Raw genomic sequence first — 15,788 nt, 5'->3', positions numbered from 1 at the left:
AAAGAATCAAATTTTAACATTATTTTTTGTTTTTGTTTGATAAATATAGAAAAGCAAATAATCAAAACCCAACTTATTACAAAAAAAGATAAACTTTTTCTAAAATCATCAGAATTTACCTTTTCTTTTTGATTAAACTTAAATTTACTATAATTTAAATTTTAATTAACTAAAATAGATTCAGCTATTAAAATTTTAAGCTCTCAGAACATTTTGCCAAGATTTTATAAAATGAAGTACACTTATAAAGATTGAAACATAATTCCATAAAAAAAGCCTTACTGTTTTTTCAGTAAGGCTTTTCTTCTATAAATTTTGTATTGCTTAAAAAGCTACATTCCATCTTGGCAATTTACCATTTACATCTAAAAAGTTTTGCAAAACCTGTCCTTCAACCGCAGTTGGAATAGCTTTTACATCTGCATTAAAAGTTTCGTACCAAACTACTTCTAATGCTTCAATGTTCTCTAATTTCATTTGTGCTGGCCAAGAATATTTTCTTCCAGTTTTAGCAAATTGGTGTCCATTTACGATTTTATCGTAAAGTCCGCCATTTTTACTTTTTAAAGTCCCGTCATTCTGAACAGTTCCTGTAGAACCAACCATGATCAATTCTTTTTCATCACCTTCAACAGCATAAACAACAAAGATTCCTGCACTACCTTCTGGCGCGTTGCAAGCTTCTTCTAAACTATCATTTACAGTAAAAACAAAACTGTTTGTTGACTTAAATTTTTCTAATTCTTTGTACATATTTCTTCTTTAAGCTTCTAAGATACTGAGGTTCTAAGATGCTAAGTTTTTTTCATTTACGCCTCAGCCTTTAAAATGTAAAAAAGTCTCAACAGAATATTGAGACTTTTTTTTTGGAATTTTTTATTTTGAAACTTGAAAATTATCCAAGTACTTCTTTTACTTTTTTACCAATTTCAGCTGGTGAATCAACAACGTGAATTCCGTTGTCTCTCATAATTTGTTTTTTAGCAGCAGCTGTATCATCAGAACCTCCAACGATTGCACCTGCGTGACCCATTGTTCTACCAGCAGGAGCAGTTTCTCCAGCGATAAATCCAATAACTGGCTTACGGTTACCATCAGCTTTTACCCATCTTGCAGCATCAGCTTCAAGTTGACCACCGATTTCACCAATCATGATGATAGCTTCAGTTTCTGGATCGTTCATTAATAATTCAACAGCCTCTTTAGTTGTAGTTCCAATAATTGGATCTCCACCAATTCCGATAGCTGTAGTGATTCCTAAACCTTGTTTTACAACTTGATCAGCAGCCTCATAAGTTAAAGTTCCTGATTTAGAAACGATACCAACTGTTCCTTTTTTGAAAACGAAACCTGGCATAATACCAACTTTAGCTTCACCTGGAGTAATTACACCTGGACAGTTAGGACCAATTAATCTTGAATTTCTTTCTTTAACATAATTATTTGCTTTAATCATATCTGCTACAGGAATTCCTTCTGTAATAGCAATAATTACTTTAATTCCAGCATCAGCAGCTTCCATAATTGCATCAGCAGCAAAAGCTGGCGGAACAAAAATGATAGAAGTATCAGCACCAGCTTGGTCAACAGCATCTTTTACTGTATTAAAAACTGGACGATCTAAATGGCTAGTACCACCTTTTCCTGGAGTAACACCTCCAACAACATTAGTACCGTACTCAATCATTTGAGAAGCATGGAAAGTACCTTCGCTTCCTGTAAATCCCTGAACAATTATTTTGGAATCTTTATTAACTAAAACACTCATGATATATATTTTATGTAGTTTTTAAATTTGTGTTGCAAAAATAAGGTTTTGTAATGTATTTTGCCTCTTTTATTGTCAAAAAAATATTAAGAAAATTGACTCATTTGATAACCCCTATAAAGTTTATCGTCTTTTATCTGCCAAATGGTTGCAAAATGTGCTAAAAGCATTTCTTCTCTCGGATTCTCGATAGTTTTTACAAAATGAGAGTAACGCACTGATACTAAATCATCTTCGCTAATAATATGGCTAATTCTAACTTTAGAGCGCACATAGGCACGGCTAAGCTCATTGGCCATTTCAACTATCGCATCATAATCCATTTGAATAAAACCTTTACTGCTGTTCCATTCAAGGATAACATCAGGATGCAGATAAGTTTTTAAAATTTCGCTATCAATTAAGGCATCTGACTTGTAAAATTTCTGAACAAATTCTTTAATAGACATATTACTTCAATTTACTTAAAATTTCAGGAATCTTCTTAATATTGGCTAATTGTTTCAATTTTTCTCTAGACTCCTCAATTGGAGTACCAAAATACGATTTCCCACCTTCAACCGACTTAGTAACACCCGTCTGCCCCATTACAACGGCTTTTGCACCAATTGTAATACCGCTAGTCGTTCCTACTTGCCCCCATAAGGTTACTTCATCTTCAATAATCACACAGCCTGCAATACCAGTTTGTGAAGCTATTAAACATTTTTTACCAATTACGGTATCATGTCCAACATGCACTTGATTATCTAGTTTTGAACCAGCTCCAATTGTCGTATCTCCAGTAACACCTTTATCGATTGTGCACAAAGCTCCAATACCAACATTATCTTCAATAACAACTCTTCCACCAGAAACTAACTGATCAAAACCTTCTGGACGTTTCTTATAGTAAAAAGCATCGGCTCCTAAAATAGTTCCCGCATGTATGATTACATCATCTCCAATTACAGTATGATCGTAAATAGAAACATTAGAATGTATTAGACAGTTTTTACCAATTTTCACATTGTTCCCAACAAATGTATTAGGCTGAATTATAGTTCCCTCACCTATTTCTGCAGATGCTGCAATAGCGACATTAGCAAACTGGAATGGTTTAAAATGCTTCGTAAGAATATTGAAATCTCTAAATGGATCATCAGAAATTAAAAGGGCTTTACCTTCTGGACATTCTACTTCTTTGTTTATTAAAACAATAGTAGCAGCCGACTGCAAAGCTTTATCATAGTATTTTGGATGGTCCACAAAAACAATATCGCCAGGCTCTACAACATGTATCTCGTTCATGCCTAAAACTTGAAAGTCTTTGTCTCCAATAAATTTGCAGTTAAGCAAATTGGCAATTTCTTGTAAAGAATGACTCTTTGGAAATTTCATATAGTATAATTAGAAAACTTGTAAATTAGAAAATGAGTCAATTAGAATGTGAATATACAAAATTATGTCGATTCACAGATTATCTAATTGACTCATTGTCAAATTATCTTAATTAAAATAACTATTCTTTAACACGCTCCATGTAAGAACCTGAAGCTGTATCAATTTTAATTTTATCGCCTTCGTTGATAAACAAAGGAACGTTTATGTTTGCTCCAGTTTCTACTGTAGCATTTTTTGTAGCATTTGTAGCAGTATTTCCTTTTACTCCTGGCTCTGCATAAGTAACTTCAAGAATTACAGATGCAGGCATATCTACTGATAACGGCAAATCTGTTTCTGTGTTGATTTGCACCATAACATTTGTTCCTTCTTTTAACAAATCTGGAGCATCCAAAATGTTTTTGTTTAAAGAAATCTGCTCAAACGTTTCAGCATTCATAAAGTGAAATTCATCCCCTTCTGGGTATAAATATTGAAATGTATGCGTTTCAACACGAATAACGTCAATTTTGTGACCTGCTGAAAAAGTATTGTCTAATACTTTACCAGAAGTTAAACTTTTCAATTTTGTTCTTACGAAAGCTGGACCTTTTCCAGGTTTTACGTGAAGAAATTCAATGATTTTATAGATATCGTGATTAAATTTAATGCACAATCCGTTTCTAATATCTGATGTAGATGCCATTTGTTTTTTTATTTTAGATTTTAGAATGTAGATTTTAGATTCTAGACAAAGAATCAATCTTCATTTTTTTTTGTTATTTATTATCTGTCGTTTAGAAATCTAAAATCAGAAATCTAAACTCTAAAATTAATAGTTCCCTGAGTAACCTTTCATAATTCCTCGAGAAGAATTTCTAATAAAATCTAGAATTTCATCTCTTTCTGGAGTTGCTTCCATTTCAGCTTCAATAATACTTAAAGCTTGAGTTGTATTGTAATTCTTTTGATATAAAATTCTATAGATTTCCTGAATTTCTCTAATCTTTTCAGTAGTAAAACCTCTTCTTCTTAAACCAACAGAATTGATTCCAACATAAGACAACGGCTCTTTTGCTGCTTTTGTAAAAGGCGGAACATCCTTTCTAACCAATGATCCTCCAGAAATCATTGCATGATCTCCAATATGAATAAACTGATGAATTGCTGCTAAACCACCAATAACAGCATGGTTTCCAACCACTACGTGTCCAGCTAATGCCACGCCATTTACAATAATTGCATTATTTCCAATCTCACAATCGTGCGCGATGTGAGCATAAGCCATTACTAAACAATTATTACCAATTACAGTCTGACCTGAAGCAATTGTTCCTCTATTTATAGTTACACATTCTCTAATTGTACAATTATCACCGATAATAGCAAGAGAATCTTCACCTCCGAATTTTAAATCTTGTGGCACCGCAGAAATTACAGCTCCTGGAAAAATGTTACAGTTTTTTCCAATTCGAGCACCTTCCATAATGGTGACGTTTGAACCAATCCAAGTACCATCACCAATAACAACATTATTGTGAATTGTTGTAAATGGCTCTATTACAACGTTTTTAGCGATTTTCGCGCCTGGATGAACATATGCTAATGGTTGATTCATCTGTATGTTTTATATTTTTAATTAAAATATTCTAATTTGAAGCAACAAACCTAAACAATAAATTTGATAATTTATTATTGTTTTCTTGCTATTTGTGCCATTAATTCTGCCTCCGTTACTAATTTACCATTTGCATAAGCGTTAGCTTGCATATGGCAAATTCCTCTTCTGATAGGAGAAATTAACTCGCACTTGAAAATTAAAGTGTCTCCTGGCAACACTTTGTGTTTAAATTTAACATTGTCAATTTTCATGAAATATGTTAAGTAATTTTCAGGATCTGGAACAGTGCTCAATACTAAAATTCCACCTGTTTGTGCCATTGCTTCTACAATTAATACACCTGGCATAACGGGAGCTTCTGGAAAGTGACCTACGAAGAAATTCTCGTTCATAGTAACATTTTTCAATCCTACTACATGACGATCAGACATTTCAATAATTCTGTCGATTAACAAGAATGGTGGTCTGTGAGGTAGCATAGACATGATTTTATGAATATCCATCAATGGTTCTTGATGCAAATCATAAGTAGGAACATGATTTCTCTGCTCTATTTTGATAATTTTTGCTAATTTCTTTGCAAATTGAGTGTTTACAAAGTGTCCTGGCTTGTTAGCAATAATTTTTCCTTGGATACGAACTCCGATAAGAGACAAATCTCCAATTACATCAAGAAGCTTGTGTCTTGCTGCTTCGTTTGGATAGTGTAAAGTCAAATTATCTAAAACGCCGTTTGGTTTAACAGAAATCTCTTCTTTACCAAATGCTTTCTTTAAATTCTCCATTGTAGATTCAGAGATTTCTTTATCTACATATACAATTGCATTGTTTAAATCTCCACCTTTAATAAGTCCGTGCTCTAACAAAGACTCTAATTCGTGTAAGAAACTAAAAGTTCTTGAGCTTGCAATTTCAGATTTAAAATCTGTTAAACTTTTAAGAGTAGCATTTTGAGTACCTAAAACTTTAGTACCAAAATCTACCATAGTAGTAACCTGATATTCGTCGCTTGGCATAACAAGAATTTCGCTTCCTGTTGCTTCGTCTGTAAAAGAGATAACTTCTTTTACTACATAAACATTACGTTGTGCGTCTTGTTCTTCGATTCCAGCTTTTTCAATAGCTTCAACAAAATATTTTGATGAACCATCCATAATTGGAAGTTCAGAGGCATTCAATTCAATAATAATATTATCCAAATCACAGCCAACCACTGCAGCTAAAACATGTTCTGGTGTTTGAATTTTTACACCAAGTTTCTCAAGATTTGTTCCTCTTTGAGTATTAACAACATAATTAGCATCAGCTTCAATTACTGGTTGACCTTGCAAATCTACTCTTACAAAAGTGAAACCATTATTAACGGGTGCAGGTTTAAAAGTCATTGTAACTTCTTTTCCAGTGTGTAAACCAACTCCTGTTAGCGAAATTTCATTTTTGATGGTCTTCTGTTTAACCATTATTTCCATTTTTTGGGTTTATTATTTGTTTCTTTAATTCTTCAACTTCAGCCACAATTTTAGGCAGATTCTTAAAATGAACATACGATTTATTAAAATCTGTATATCCAAGAGACGGAGTTCCTTGTAGAACTTCATCATCTTTAATGTTTCTGGCTACACCCGATTGCGCTTGAAGCCTAACATTATTTCCTATTGTTAAATGACCTGCAATACCTACCTGCCCTCCAATCATACAATTCTCTCCAATTTTTGTAGAACCAGCAACGCCACTTTGAGCGGCTATCACGGTATTTTTTCCAATTTCTACATTGTGAGCAATCATAATCTGATTGTCTAACTTAACTCCTTTTCTAATTATTGTAGAACCTAGAGTTGCTCTATCTATTGTTGTGTTAGCACCAATATCTACATTATCTTCAATAATAACGTTTCCAATTTGCGGCACTTTACTGTATTCGCCATTTTCATTTGGAGCAAAACCAAAACCATCAGCTCCAATTATAACGCCAGAATGAATCGTGCAATTGTTTCCAATTACAGTTTCTGAATAGATTTTTGCACCAGCAAAAATGAATACGTTGTCACCAATAGTAACATTGTCGCCAATAAAACTATTTGGATATATTTTTACATTATTACCTAAAACTACATTTTGTCCGATATAACCAAAACTTCCTAAATACAGATTTTCTCCATATTTGGTTCCCTCAGACATAAATGACTGTGGTTCGATTCCTGTTTTGTTTAATTTTACCTGATTATAAAAATGTAAAAGTTTAGAAAACGCCGCATAAGCATCTTCCACTTTAATTAGTGTAGTTGTAATTTCTTGTTCCGGAATAAAGCTATCATTAACAATTGTTACCGTCGCTTTTGTAGTATATATATAATTGATATACTTTGGATTAGCCAAAAAAGTAAGCGATCCTTCGTCTCCTTCTTCGATTTTAGAAAGCTTAGAAACTTCTGCATTGGGATTCCCAACAACTTCTCCTTCTAAAATTCCTGCTATTTGTTCTGCTGTAAATTTCATCGCGACAAAAATATAAAAAATAGGTTTTAAATGTTAATTTTATATAAGTTGTTTTGGAAAACAGATATAATATTTTGTCACCAATTTAGATAACGATTTCAAATTCAGCTGGTCAGAAGCTTCAACAACATCTTCAATTGTTTTATCTTTTTTCAAAATACGAATAGGTTCTGCTTCTTTACTGTATGCTTGGTTTTTTATTTTTCCTCTAAAAATAAAATATCCTGCGTCTACAGCCGAAATTTGATGTGCTTCTGCAAACTCTTCTTTTAAAGACTGAGATTCTTCCATTGGGATTTTTTCTGCACTAAGCTTAATTTTCAACAAATCTCTGTTGATAATCATTTTGCTTAAAGTAGAAAGTATAAAATCATTATGTCTCTGCCAAGCTTTCAACGCGCTAATAATATCAAAATCATCTAATTGCGAAAACAAATCCAAATTTTCGGCGTCAAAATCTTCTAGTGTAATTTTATTTTGCATGAAATACATTAGAGGCTCACTGCAAGGCAATTTAACCCCTTTTAAAGTCAGTTCTTTTGCTCTTTTCAAGACTTTCATCAAAATTAACTCAGCAACTAAACTGGTTTTGTGCAAATAAGCCTGCCAATACATCAATCTTCTTGAAAGCAGGAATTTCTCTACAGAATAAATTCCTTTTTCTTCAATTACTAAAACATCATTTTCCACATTCATCATCTGAATCAATCGTTCAGAATTCACATTTCCTTCAGCAACACCTGTATAAAAACTATCTCGCTTTAAGTAATCCATTCGATCCATATCCAACTGACTTGAAATCAATTGTAACATGAATTTCCTATGATACTCTCCTTTAAAAACCTGAATTGCCAAACTTAATCTTCCGTCAAACTCTTCATTCAGCTGATTCATAAACAATAATGAAATCGCTTCGTGATGCACATCTTCCACAATACTTTTTTCCATAGCATGCGAAAATGGTCCGTGGCCAATATCGTGAAGCAAAATTGCTATTAAAAGTGCATTTTCTTCTTCTTCAGAAATTACAACATCTTTAAAACGAAGCGTATCAATTGCTTTCTTCATCAAATGCATACATCCTAATGCGTGATGAAAACGAGTATGATTTGCTCCAGGATATACCAAATACGACAATCCCATCTGCGAAATACGACGCAGACGCTGAAAGTAAGGGTGCTGAATTAAGTCGTAAACTAGTTCGTTCGGAATCGTAATGAAACCATATATAGGGTCGTTGAATATTTTTAATTTATTGATCTGAGTCACAGTTCAGTTATTTTTTTGGTCAACAAATATAAGTAAATAAGTATAAAGAGTTTGGTGTTTTTTATTTAAAAATCACACTTTAAATTACCATGATTATCAATAAAATACATTTAAAAATGTTAAAATTCAAAATAAAATCATGCTTCAACTTTGGTAATTTTATACTATTTTTAATACTTTTTAAGTTCTATAACTTTAAATTGCAGTAAAATTAAATTGATTTATGGATAAGATAAAAATACTTTGGGTCGACGATGAAATCGATCTTTTAAAGCCTCACATATTATTTCTAGAAAAAAAGAATTACGAAGTTACTACTTGCAATAACGGATTAGACGCGATTGCTTTGTTTGAAGAAGATAATTTTGACATTGTTTTTCTAGACGAAAACATGCCTGGAATGAGCGGATTGGAAACACTTTCTGAAATGAAAGAAAAAAAATCAGCCATTCCGATGATTATGATCACCAAGAGTGAGGAAGAATATATAATGGAGGAAGCCATTGGTTCTAAAATTGCGGATTATTTGATTAAACCCGTAAATCCGAATCAGATTCTATTGAGTTTGAAGAAAAATTTGGATGATTCGAGATTAATCACAGAAAAAACAACTTTAGACTATCAGAAGGAATTCAGAAAAATTTCAATGGAATTGGCAATGGTTAATTCTTATGAAGACTGGATTGAATTGTATAAAAAATTGCTTTTTTGGGAATTAAAACTAGAAGACATCAACGATACAGCGATGATTGAAATTTTAGAATCTCAAAAAGTAGAAGCTAATTCCCAATTCGGAAAATTCATTGAACGAAACTACGAAGATTGGTTTGCTCCAAAAGCAGATAAACCGATACAGTCCAATACCTTATTTAAAGAACTTGTTGTTCCTGAACTTAAAAAGAAAGACAAGCCGATTCTATTTGTGGTAATAGACAATCTAAGATACGATCAATGGAAATCTTTCGAATCTGTCATTTCAAATTATTACAAATTAGAAAAAGAAGTACCTTATTACTCTATTCTTCCAACAGCTACGCAATATGCGAGAAATTCAATTTTCTCAGGTTTAATGCCCTTAGAAATGGAAAAACAGTTTCCTGAATATTGGAAAAATGATGTTGAAGATGGCGGAAAAAACCTTTACGAAGCAGAATTTTTATCGGCTCAATTAAAACGTTTGGGTTTAAATATTAAAGAAGATTATTTTAAAATCACCAATTATGCTGGCGGAAAAAAGTTAGCAGAAAACTTTAAAGCATTAAAAGGAAATGATTTAGTAACGGTGGTTTACAATTTCGTTGACATGCTTTCGCACGCTAAAACCGAAATGGAAGTAGTAAAAGAATTAGCTTCAGATGACAAAGCGTATCGTTCTTTAACATTGAGCTGGTTTAAAAATTCTCCATTATTAGAAATTATTCAGCAGGCACAACTTTTAGGATTCAAACTTATTTTAACCACAGATCACGGAACCATTAATGTGAAAAATCCGTCGAAAGTTGTGGGAGATAAAAATACAAGTCTAAATTTGCGCTACAAAACAGGACGTAGTTTAACTTACGAACAAAAAGATGTTTATGTAGTAAAAGAACCTAAAACCATTGGTTTACCCGCCATAAACATGAGTAGTTCGTTTATTTTTGCCAAAAATGATTTCTTTTTAGCATACGTAAACAACTATAATCATTATGTGAGTTATTACAAAAACACGTATCAGCATGGCGGAATTTCTTTAGAAGAAATGATTATTCCGTTCTTGGTATTTAATCCGAAATAAAAGTTTATCGCCACGAATTTCACAAATTGACACTAATTTTAATTGAAAAGAAAGAATTAATTCGTAAAAATTCGTGAAATTCGTGGCAAAAATCAACACATACAATGAACATCGTTTTTTCATTAGATCAAATTCAAGAAGTTGCCGAGCAGATTATCGCTTCAAATCCTAAAAAAATCATTCTTTTTAATGGCGAAATGGGAGTTGGAAAAACAACTTTAATCAAACAGTTGTGTAAAAGCTTAGGTGTTAAGGATGCTACCAGCAGTCCTACTTTTTCTCTTGTAAATGAATATCAAACTTCTAATAATCAAACCGTTTATCATTTTGATTTCTACCGATTAAACAAAGAAACCGAAGCGCTAGATATGGGAGTTGATGATTATTTATACTCGGGAAATTGGTGTTTTATTGAATGGTCTGAAAAAATTGCGAGTCTCCTTCCTGAAGACACTTCAACAATAACAATTGAGCTATTAGCAGATGGAAAAAGGGAATTAAAATTAGCTTAATATTGACCCTTACTATTAGCAGAATTTTTACACTAATTTTAAAACTTTTTACGTAATTTGTACCCTTAATTTTTTGCATTATCCATGTCAATCACATTAACTCCATTTACAAAACAACAATTAATACCACAAGAGGAAAAACTTGAGGTTGGTCGTTTTAAAAGAGAACTTTTTATAGGAATTCCTAAAGAGACAAGTTATCAGGAACGCCGCATCTGCCTTACGCCTGATGCAGTGACTTCTTTAACTTACGAAGGTCATCGCGTTATGATCGAATCTGGAGCGGGAGAAAGTTCGAGTTATACAGATAAAGAATATGCAGATGCTGGTGCAGAAATCACAAAAGACACTAAAAGAGTTTTTGGTTGTCCGTTTCTATTAAAGGTAGAACCGCCTACTTTAGCAGAAATCGAAATGATAAATCCTGAAACGGTTATTATTTCTGCTATTCAGCTTAAAACTAAAAAGAAGGAATACTTCGAAGCGCTAGCGCAAAAAAAAATTACAGCATTAGCTTTTGAATATATTAAAGATGAGGACGGATCCTATCCTGCAGTAAAATCTTTAAGCGAAATTGCAGGAACAGCTTCAATTCTTATTGCAGCTGAATTAATGATTACTAACGAATTTGGAAAAGGCCTTTTGTTTGGAAACATTACAGGCGTTCCTCCTACTGAAGTTGTTATTTTAGGAGCAGGAACAGTTGGCGAATTTGCCGCAAAAACAGCTATTGGACTTGGTGCAAACGTAAAAGTTTTTGATAATTCTATTACAAAACTACGTCGTCTTCAAAACAATTTAAATCAAAGAATTTTCACTTCGACTATACAGCAAAAAGGTTTATTAAAAGCCTTAAGACGTTGTGATGTAGCTATTGGCGCCATGCGCGGAAAAGAAAGATGTCCGATTGTTGTTAATGAAACAATGGTTGAGCACATGAAAAAAGGAGCTGTAATTGTTGATGTCAGCATAGATACTGGCGGTTGCTTTGAAACTTCAGAAGTTACAACTCACGAAAAACCTACATTTATAAAAAGTAACGTTTTGCATTATTGCGTGCCTAACATACCTTCACGTTATTCTAAAACAGCCTCATTATCAATAAGTAATATTTTAACTCCTTATCTGCATCAGATAGCTGAAGATGGTGGTATCGAAAGTGCAATTCGTTGCAACAAAGGTCTTAAAAACGGGATTTATCTGTATCACGGAATTTTAACTAATAAAGCAATTGGCGATTGGTTTGATTTACCTGATAACGATATCAATTTACTTGTATTCTAAAGGAACTTTAGTGTACCTTTGCAAAAAAATTATTTCATGAAGTTCGCATACCGTTTTGCATATTATCTGATTGGTCTCGTAATGGGATGTTTTATTGTATCAGGATTTTTTATTGGAAAAGACACTCGTTGTAATTATTTCCCAAATGCTCGAGTTTTAAATAACCTTAGAACAAAACCTTTTCAATATTCTCCAAAAGCCGTTCAGACTTTAAGTGAAAAATGGGTTGACACAGCAGACGTCAAAAATACACTAACTTATGGGGATGTAGATTTTGACCAAAGTAATGTTCCGTTCAACAAAGGAAAACTTTATATCATTGAAGGAAAAACAGTAAAAAATCAAGAGATTATTCTAAAAGTGGTCAATTATGAAAATAAAGCTGTTTTAGAAGAAATTGTAAAAAAATAAAAAGAAACCCAATAACATCAAAACAAGTTATTGGGTTTTCTTTTATAAAAAAAATATTTATCTAAAGTCAAAAATATCTAAAGTTTTTCCCTTTTGCCCCTTTGCCCCTTTGTCACTCTGAGACTTTGTCACTTTAAAAAAAATCACCACTCAATTTCCTTAAATCCTTTAGATTTCAAAAATTCATTTGTTTGGCTAAAATGTTTATTTCCAAACCAAAATCCTCTGTTTGCACTTAATGGCGAAGGATGTCCCGATTTTAGAATATGATGTTTTGAAGCATCAATCAAAGCGGCTTTCTTTTGAGCGAAACCTCCCCAAAGCAAGAAAACAACATTTTCTTTTTCAGCAGAAATCTGCCTGATCACGGCATCTGTAAATTTTTCCCAACCTTTTCCTTGGTGGCTTCCTGCTTCAGATTGCCTTACCGTTAAAGTTGCGTTTAAAAGAAAAACACCTTGATCTGCCCAACGTTCCAAATTACCTGTGTTAGGCATTGGTATATTGAAATCATCTTGAATTTCTTTGAATATATTTTGAAGTGATGGCGGAAAAGGAATTCCGTCATTTACAGAAAAACACAAACCATTTGCTTGATTTGGCCCATGATAAGGGTCTTGTCCAATAATAACCACTTTTACTTCATCAAAATGGCAATGATCAAAAGCTGAAAAAATCTGATTCCCTTTTGGATAACAAACTTTTGTTGTGTATTCAGATTTTACAAATTCAATTAAATCGTTGAAATATGGTTTTTCGAATTCTTCATTCAAAACTGGTTTCCAAGAAGAATGCATTTTTACGTCCATAATTTTTTTTATGCGAATTTCAGAAATAATTACTTAAAATCATATTTACTAAAAAGAAAAATATCAAAATCAAAAGTCAAAACTTAAAATCACAGCAAAGAAAAAAACTTATAAAACATAATTCATAATTCACAATTCATTATTGTTTTCGTACTTTTGCCTCTACTTTCATAAAGAAATTAAATGATCAGTATTACAGAAAAAACATTACAAGACTTACAATTTCCAACTGTTTTGGAAACCATCTCAGATGGTTGCAACACCGATATTGGAAAAGAAAAGGCTTTACAAATAAAACCATTTAGAGATAAAGAAGAATTAATGCAATCGCTGATGCAAACATCAGAGTATGTATCTTCTTTTCAAAATAATAACGCAATTCCGAATCACGGATTTGACGCTATCACGCACGAAATTAAATTCTTAGCAATTGAGGATAGCTTTCTTGAAGTAGGAAGTTTTAGAAAAATCTCAAATCTTTCTGCAACAACAAATGTCTTATTGAATTTCTTGAAAAAATTCGATGACTATTATCCCAATTTAAATGCTAGAGCTTCAAGAGTAGAATTAACCAAAGACATTATTACTGCAATTGATGCAATTGTAGATAAGTATGGCGAAATAAAAGACAATGCTTCTCCTGCTTTGGCTGGGATTAGACAAAATATGAACCTGGTTCGCGGAAAAGTGAATCAAAGTTTTGGTGTAGCTTTAACGCAGTACAACGGCTTGGGTTATCTAGACGATATTAAAGAAAGTTTTGTGCAAAATCGTAGAGTTTTAGCGGTTTTAGCTATGTATCGTCGTAAAGTAAAAGGTTCAATTTTAGGGAGTTCCAAGACCGGAAGCATTGCCTATATCGAACCTGAAGCTACTTTGAAATATTCTCGCGAATTAGCCAACTTAGAATACGAAGAGAAAGAAGAAATTACAAGAATTTTAAAGAATTTATCAAACGTAATTCGTCCTTATCTTCCTTTATTAGTAGAATATCAAGACTTTTTGAGCGACATTGATGTAGTTGCAGGAAAGGCAAAATATGCAAATCGAATAAACGGAATCTTACCAACAATTACAGAAGAGAGAAGATTATTCTTTAGAGAAGCGTATCATCCGATTTTGTATCTCAACAATAAGCAGAAAAAAGAAGTTACGCATCCGCAGACAATCGAGTTAAAACAAGAAAATAGAATTATTGTAATTTCGGGACCAAATGCTGGAGGAAAAACCATTTCCTTAAAAACAGTTGGTTTATTGCAATTAATGCTACAATCTGGAATTTTGATTCCGGTTCACGAAAGAAGCGAAACTTTCTTATTTGATAGAATCTTAACCGATATTGGAGACAATCAATCTATTGAAAATCATCTAAGTACTTATAGCTACCGATTAAAAAACATGAATTACTTTTTAAAGAAATGTAATAGCAAAACCATGTTTTTAATTGATGAATTCGGTACAGGTTCTGATCCTGAATTGGGTGGTGCTTTGGCTGAAATTTTCCTAGAAGAATTTTATCATCGTGAAGCATTTGGAATTATTACAACGCATTATTCCAATTTAAAAATTTTGGCAAACGAGCTGCCATATGCTACAAATGCAAATATGATGTTTGACGAAAAATCTCTTGAACCAATGTATAAATTAGCTTTGGGTCAGGCAGGAAGTTCGTTTACATTTGAAGTTGCTCAAAAAAATGGAATTCCGTTTGGATTGATCAATCGTGCAAAAAAGAAAATTGAAGTCGGAAAAGTTCGTTTTGATAAAACAATTGCGACTCTACAGAAAGAGCGTTCGAAGTTGGAAAAAACTTCTTTGAATTTAAAAGAAGAAGAAACTCGTGCTCGAGAAGAAAGCAAAAAGATGGAAAACATCAATACGAGAATCCAGCAAAAATTAGAAAGCTATCAGGAATTATATGACAGCAACCAAAAGATAATTTACATCGGACAAAAAATTGATGATATTGCTGAGAAGTATTTCAACAACAAAAACAAAAAAGAACTGATTGGTGAATTTTTGAAAATTGTTGAGATCGAAAATTCTAAACGTAAAAAAGCAACTCCGAAAGAAGTAAAAGCAAAAGTTGAAAAACAAAAAGAAATTATTGCTGAAGTACAGGTAAAAGTTGAGGAAATTCGAAAAGAGAAAAAAGAGAAGAAACTTAAACCCGTTATTGAAAAACCAAAACCAATTTTGAAAGTTGGCGATAGAGTAAGAATGCTAGACGGAAGATCTGTTGGAAGCATTGATTTAATCGAAAAAAATAAAGCAACGGTTAATTACGGAATTTTCACTTCGAAAGTAAGTTTAGATGAGTTGGAATTGGTAGAAGCGGTTAAAAAGTAAAAATTTCAGTCTCGGCGGCAGTTTTTCGTCTTTAAAAACGGCTAAAAAACTACAAAATCAAAATAAAACGATTTAAGAAACGTTTTTTTAAAATACGATAAAATAGATACTTTATTTTTTAAAATTCATT

General features: G+C 32.5%; 15 protein-coding genes. 5 read left to right on the top strand and 10 right to left on the bottom strand.

Translation table 11 applies throughout. The features are described 5' to 3' along the window. Nucleotides 1–324: 324 nt before the first annotated feature. From NCC77_RS13775 to NCC77_RS13735, 9 genes are all read right to left on the bottom strand, one after another. Complete coding sequence (locus NCC77_RS13775; protein ID WP_250836084.1) at nucleotides 325–753, bottom strand: hypothetical protein; 429 nt, start codon at nucleotides 751–753, stop codon at nucleotides 325–327. Between the two features lie 142 nt (nucleotides 754–895). Further along, nucleotides 896–1,768, bottom strand: coding sequence for a succinate--CoA ligase subunit alpha (gene sucD, locus NCC77_RS13770; RefSeq protein WP_057118027.1), 873 nt, complete (start codon nucleotides 1,766–1,768; stop codon nucleotides 896–898). A gap of 86 nt (nucleotides 1,769–1,854) precedes the next feature. Next, nucleotides 1,855–2,217 carry a nuclear transport factor 2 family protein gene (locus NCC77_RS13765; protein WP_250836083.1) on the bottom strand — a complete coding sequence of 121 codons (363 nt, stop codon included), beginning with the start codon at nucleotides 2,215–2,217 and terminating at the stop codon, nucleotides 1,855–1,857. Between the two features lies 1 nt (nucleotide 2,218). Next, nucleotides 2,219–3,148 carry a UDP-3-O-(3-hydroxymyristoyl)glucosamine N-acyltransferase gene (locus NCC77_RS13760; protein WP_250836082.1) on the bottom strand — a complete coding sequence of 310 codons (930 nt, stop codon included), beginning with the start codon at nucleotides 3,146–3,148 and terminating at the stop codon, nucleotides 2,219–2,221. Nucleotides 3,149–3,269: 121 nt separating this feature from the next. Continuing rightward, nucleotides 3,270–3,836, bottom strand: coding sequence for an elongation factor P (efp, locus tag NCC77_RS13755; RefSeq protein WP_095929274.1), 567 nt, complete (start codon nucleotides 3,834–3,836; stop codon nucleotides 3,270–3,272). Nucleotides 3,837–3,962: 126 nt separating this feature from the next. Further along, on the bottom strand, nucleotides 3,963–4,748 hold the full coding sequence (gene lpxA / locus NCC77_RS13750) for an acyl-ACP--UDP-N-acetylglucosamine O-acyltransferase (RefSeq protein WP_091497682.1): 786 nt from the start codon (nucleotides 4,746–4,748) through the stop codon (nucleotides 3,963–3,965). Between the two features lie 74 nt (nucleotides 4,749–4,822). Beyond that, nucleotides 4,823–6,211 (bottom strand): bifunctional UDP-3-O-[3-hydroxymyristoyl] N-acetylglucosamine deacetylase/3-hydroxyacyl-ACP dehydratase, encoded by a 1,389-nt coding sequence (locus NCC77_RS13745; protein WP_095929337.1) that lies wholly within the window; start codon nucleotides 6,209–6,211, stop codon nucleotides 4,823–4,825. Then, nucleotides 6,204–7,247 carry a UDP-3-O-(3-hydroxymyristoyl)glucosamine N-acyltransferase gene (lpxD, locus tag NCC77_RS13740; RefSeq protein WP_095929273.1) on the bottom strand — a complete coding sequence of 348 codons (1,044 nt, stop codon included), beginning with the start codon at nucleotides 7,245–7,247 and terminating at the stop codon, nucleotides 6,204–6,206. Before lpxD ends, NCC77_RS13745 begins: the two co-directional genes overlap by 8 nt. Nucleotides 7,248–7,286: 39 nt before the next feature. After that, entirely contained in the window at nucleotides 7,287–8,516 is a 1,230-nt protein-coding gene (locus NCC77_RS13735; RefSeq protein ID WP_250836081.1) for an HD domain-containing protein, read from the bottom strand. A gap of 223 nt (nucleotides 8,517–8,739) precedes the next feature. On the opposite strand from NCC77_RS13735, the gene porX reads away from it, so the two are divergent. The 4 genes from porX (at nucleotide 8,740) to NCC77_RS13715 (ending at nucleotide 12,500) form a co-directional block, all read left to right on the top strand. Then, nucleotides 8,740–10,293: a T9SS response regulator signal transducer PorX gene (porX, locus tag NCC77_RS13730; protein WP_095929271.1), complete on the top strand. Its 1,554-nt coding sequence runs from the start codon at nucleotides 8,740–8,742 to the stop codon at nucleotides 10,291–10,293. A gap of 104 nt (nucleotides 10,294–10,397) precedes the next feature. After that, nucleotides 10,398–10,805 (top strand): tRNA (adenosine(37)-N6)-threonylcarbamoyltransferase complex ATPase subunit type 1 TsaE, encoded by a 408-nt coding sequence (gene tsaE, locus NCC77_RS13725; protein WP_095929270.1) that lies wholly within the window; start codon nucleotides 10,398–10,400, stop codon nucleotides 10,803–10,805. 84 nt (nucleotides 10,806–10,889) lie between these two features. Continuing rightward, complete coding sequence (locus tag NCC77_RS13720; RefSeq protein ID WP_095929269.1) at nucleotides 10,890–12,089, top strand: alanine dehydrogenase; 1,200 nt, start codon at nucleotides 10,890–10,892, stop codon at nucleotides 12,087–12,089. 36 nt (nucleotides 12,090–12,125) lie between these two features. After that, nucleotides 12,126–12,500: a DUF4258 domain-containing protein gene (locus NCC77_RS13715; RefSeq protein ID WP_095929268.1), complete on the top strand. Its 375-nt coding sequence runs from the start codon at nucleotides 12,126–12,128 to the stop codon at nucleotides 12,498–12,500. Nucleotides 12,501–12,643: 143 nt separating this feature from the next. On the opposite strand, the gene NCC77_RS13710 is transcribed toward NCC77_RS13715, so the two are convergent. Next, complete coding sequence (locus tag NCC77_RS13710; protein WP_250836080.1) at nucleotides 12,644–13,309, bottom strand: uracil-DNA glycosylase; 666 nt, start codon at nucleotides 13,307–13,309, stop codon at nucleotides 12,644–12,646. A gap of 183 nt (nucleotides 13,310–13,492) precedes the next feature. Here NCC77_RS13710 and NCC77_RS13705 point away from each other — a divergent pair, with 183 nt between their 5' ends. Then, the gene (locus NCC77_RS13705; protein ID WP_250836079.1) at nucleotides 13,493–15,658 is read left to right on the top strand and encodes an endonuclease MutS2; all 2,166 of its coding nucleotides are present in this window, start codon (nucleotides 13,493–13,495) and stop codon (nucleotides 15,656–15,658) included. Nucleotides 15,659–15,788 lie beyond the last annotated feature (130 nt).

This window comes from Flavobacterium tyrosinilyticum (genome assembly GCF_023656565.1).
GTDB lineage: Bacteria > Bacteroidota > Bacteroidia > Flavobacteriales > Flavobacteriaceae > Flavobacterium > Flavobacterium tyrosinilyticum.
Note: the sequence above shows the minus strand (reverse complement) of the source record. Positions and strands in the feature narration are given on the sequence as shown.

What these genes read in the sequence shown, in the direction of transcription:
- NCC77_RS13775 (WP_250836084.1), bottom strand. Translation starts at nt 753, where the DNA reads ATGTACAAAGAATTAGAAAAATTTAAGTCAACAAACAGTTTTGTTTTT.
- sucD (WP_057118027.1), bottom strand. Translation starts at nt 1,768, where the DNA reads ATGAGTGTTTTAGTTAATAAAGATTCCAAAATAATTGTTCAGGGATTT.
- NCC77_RS13765 (WP_250836083.1), bottom strand. Translation starts at nt 2,217, where the DNA reads ATGTCTATTAAAGAATTTGTTCAGAAATTTTACAAGTCAGATGCCTTA.
- NCC77_RS13760 (WP_250836082.1), bottom strand. Translation starts at nt 3,148, where the DNA reads ATGAAATTTCCAAAGAGTCATTCTTTACAAGAAATTGCCAATTTGCTT.
- efp (WP_095929274.1), bottom strand. Translation starts at nt 3,836, where the DNA reads ATGGCATCTACATCAGATATTAGAAACGGATTGTGCATTAAATTTAAT.
- lpxA (WP_091497682.1), bottom strand. Translation starts at nt 4,748, where the DNA reads ATGAATCAACCATTAGCATATGTTCATCCAGGCGCGAAAATCGCTAAA.
- NCC77_RS13745 (WP_095929337.1), bottom strand. Translation starts at nt 6,211, where the DNA reads ATGGTTAAACAGAAGACCATCAAAAATGAAATTTCGCTAACAGGAGTT.
- lpxD (WP_095929273.1), bottom strand. Translation starts at nt 7,247, where the DNA reads ATGAAATTTACAGCAGAACAAATAGCAGGAATTTTAGAAGGAGAAGTT.
- porX (WP_095929271.1), top strand. Translation starts at nt 8,740, where the DNA reads ATGGATAAGATAAAAATACTTTGGGTCGACGATGAAATCGATCTTTTA.
- tsaE (WP_095929270.1), top strand. Translation starts at nt 10,398, where the DNA reads ATGAACATCGTTTTTTCATTAGATCAAATTCAAGAAGTTGCCGAGCAG.
- NCC77_RS13720 (WP_095929269.1), top strand. Translation starts at nt 10,890, where the DNA reads ATGTCAATCACATTAACTCCATTTACAAAACAACAATTAATACCACAA.
- NCC77_RS13715 (WP_095929268.1), top strand. Translation starts at nt 12,126, where the DNA reads ATGAAGTTCGCATACCGTTTTGCATATTATCTGATTGGTCTCGTAATG.
- NCC77_RS13710 (WP_250836080.1), bottom strand. Translation starts at nt 13,309, where the DNA reads ATGGACGTAAAAATGCATTCTTCTTGGAAACCAGTTTTGAATGAAGAA.
- NCC77_RS13705 (WP_250836079.1), top strand. Translation starts at nt 13,493, where the DNA reads ATGATCAGTATTACAGAAAAAACATTACAAGACTTACAATTTCCAACT.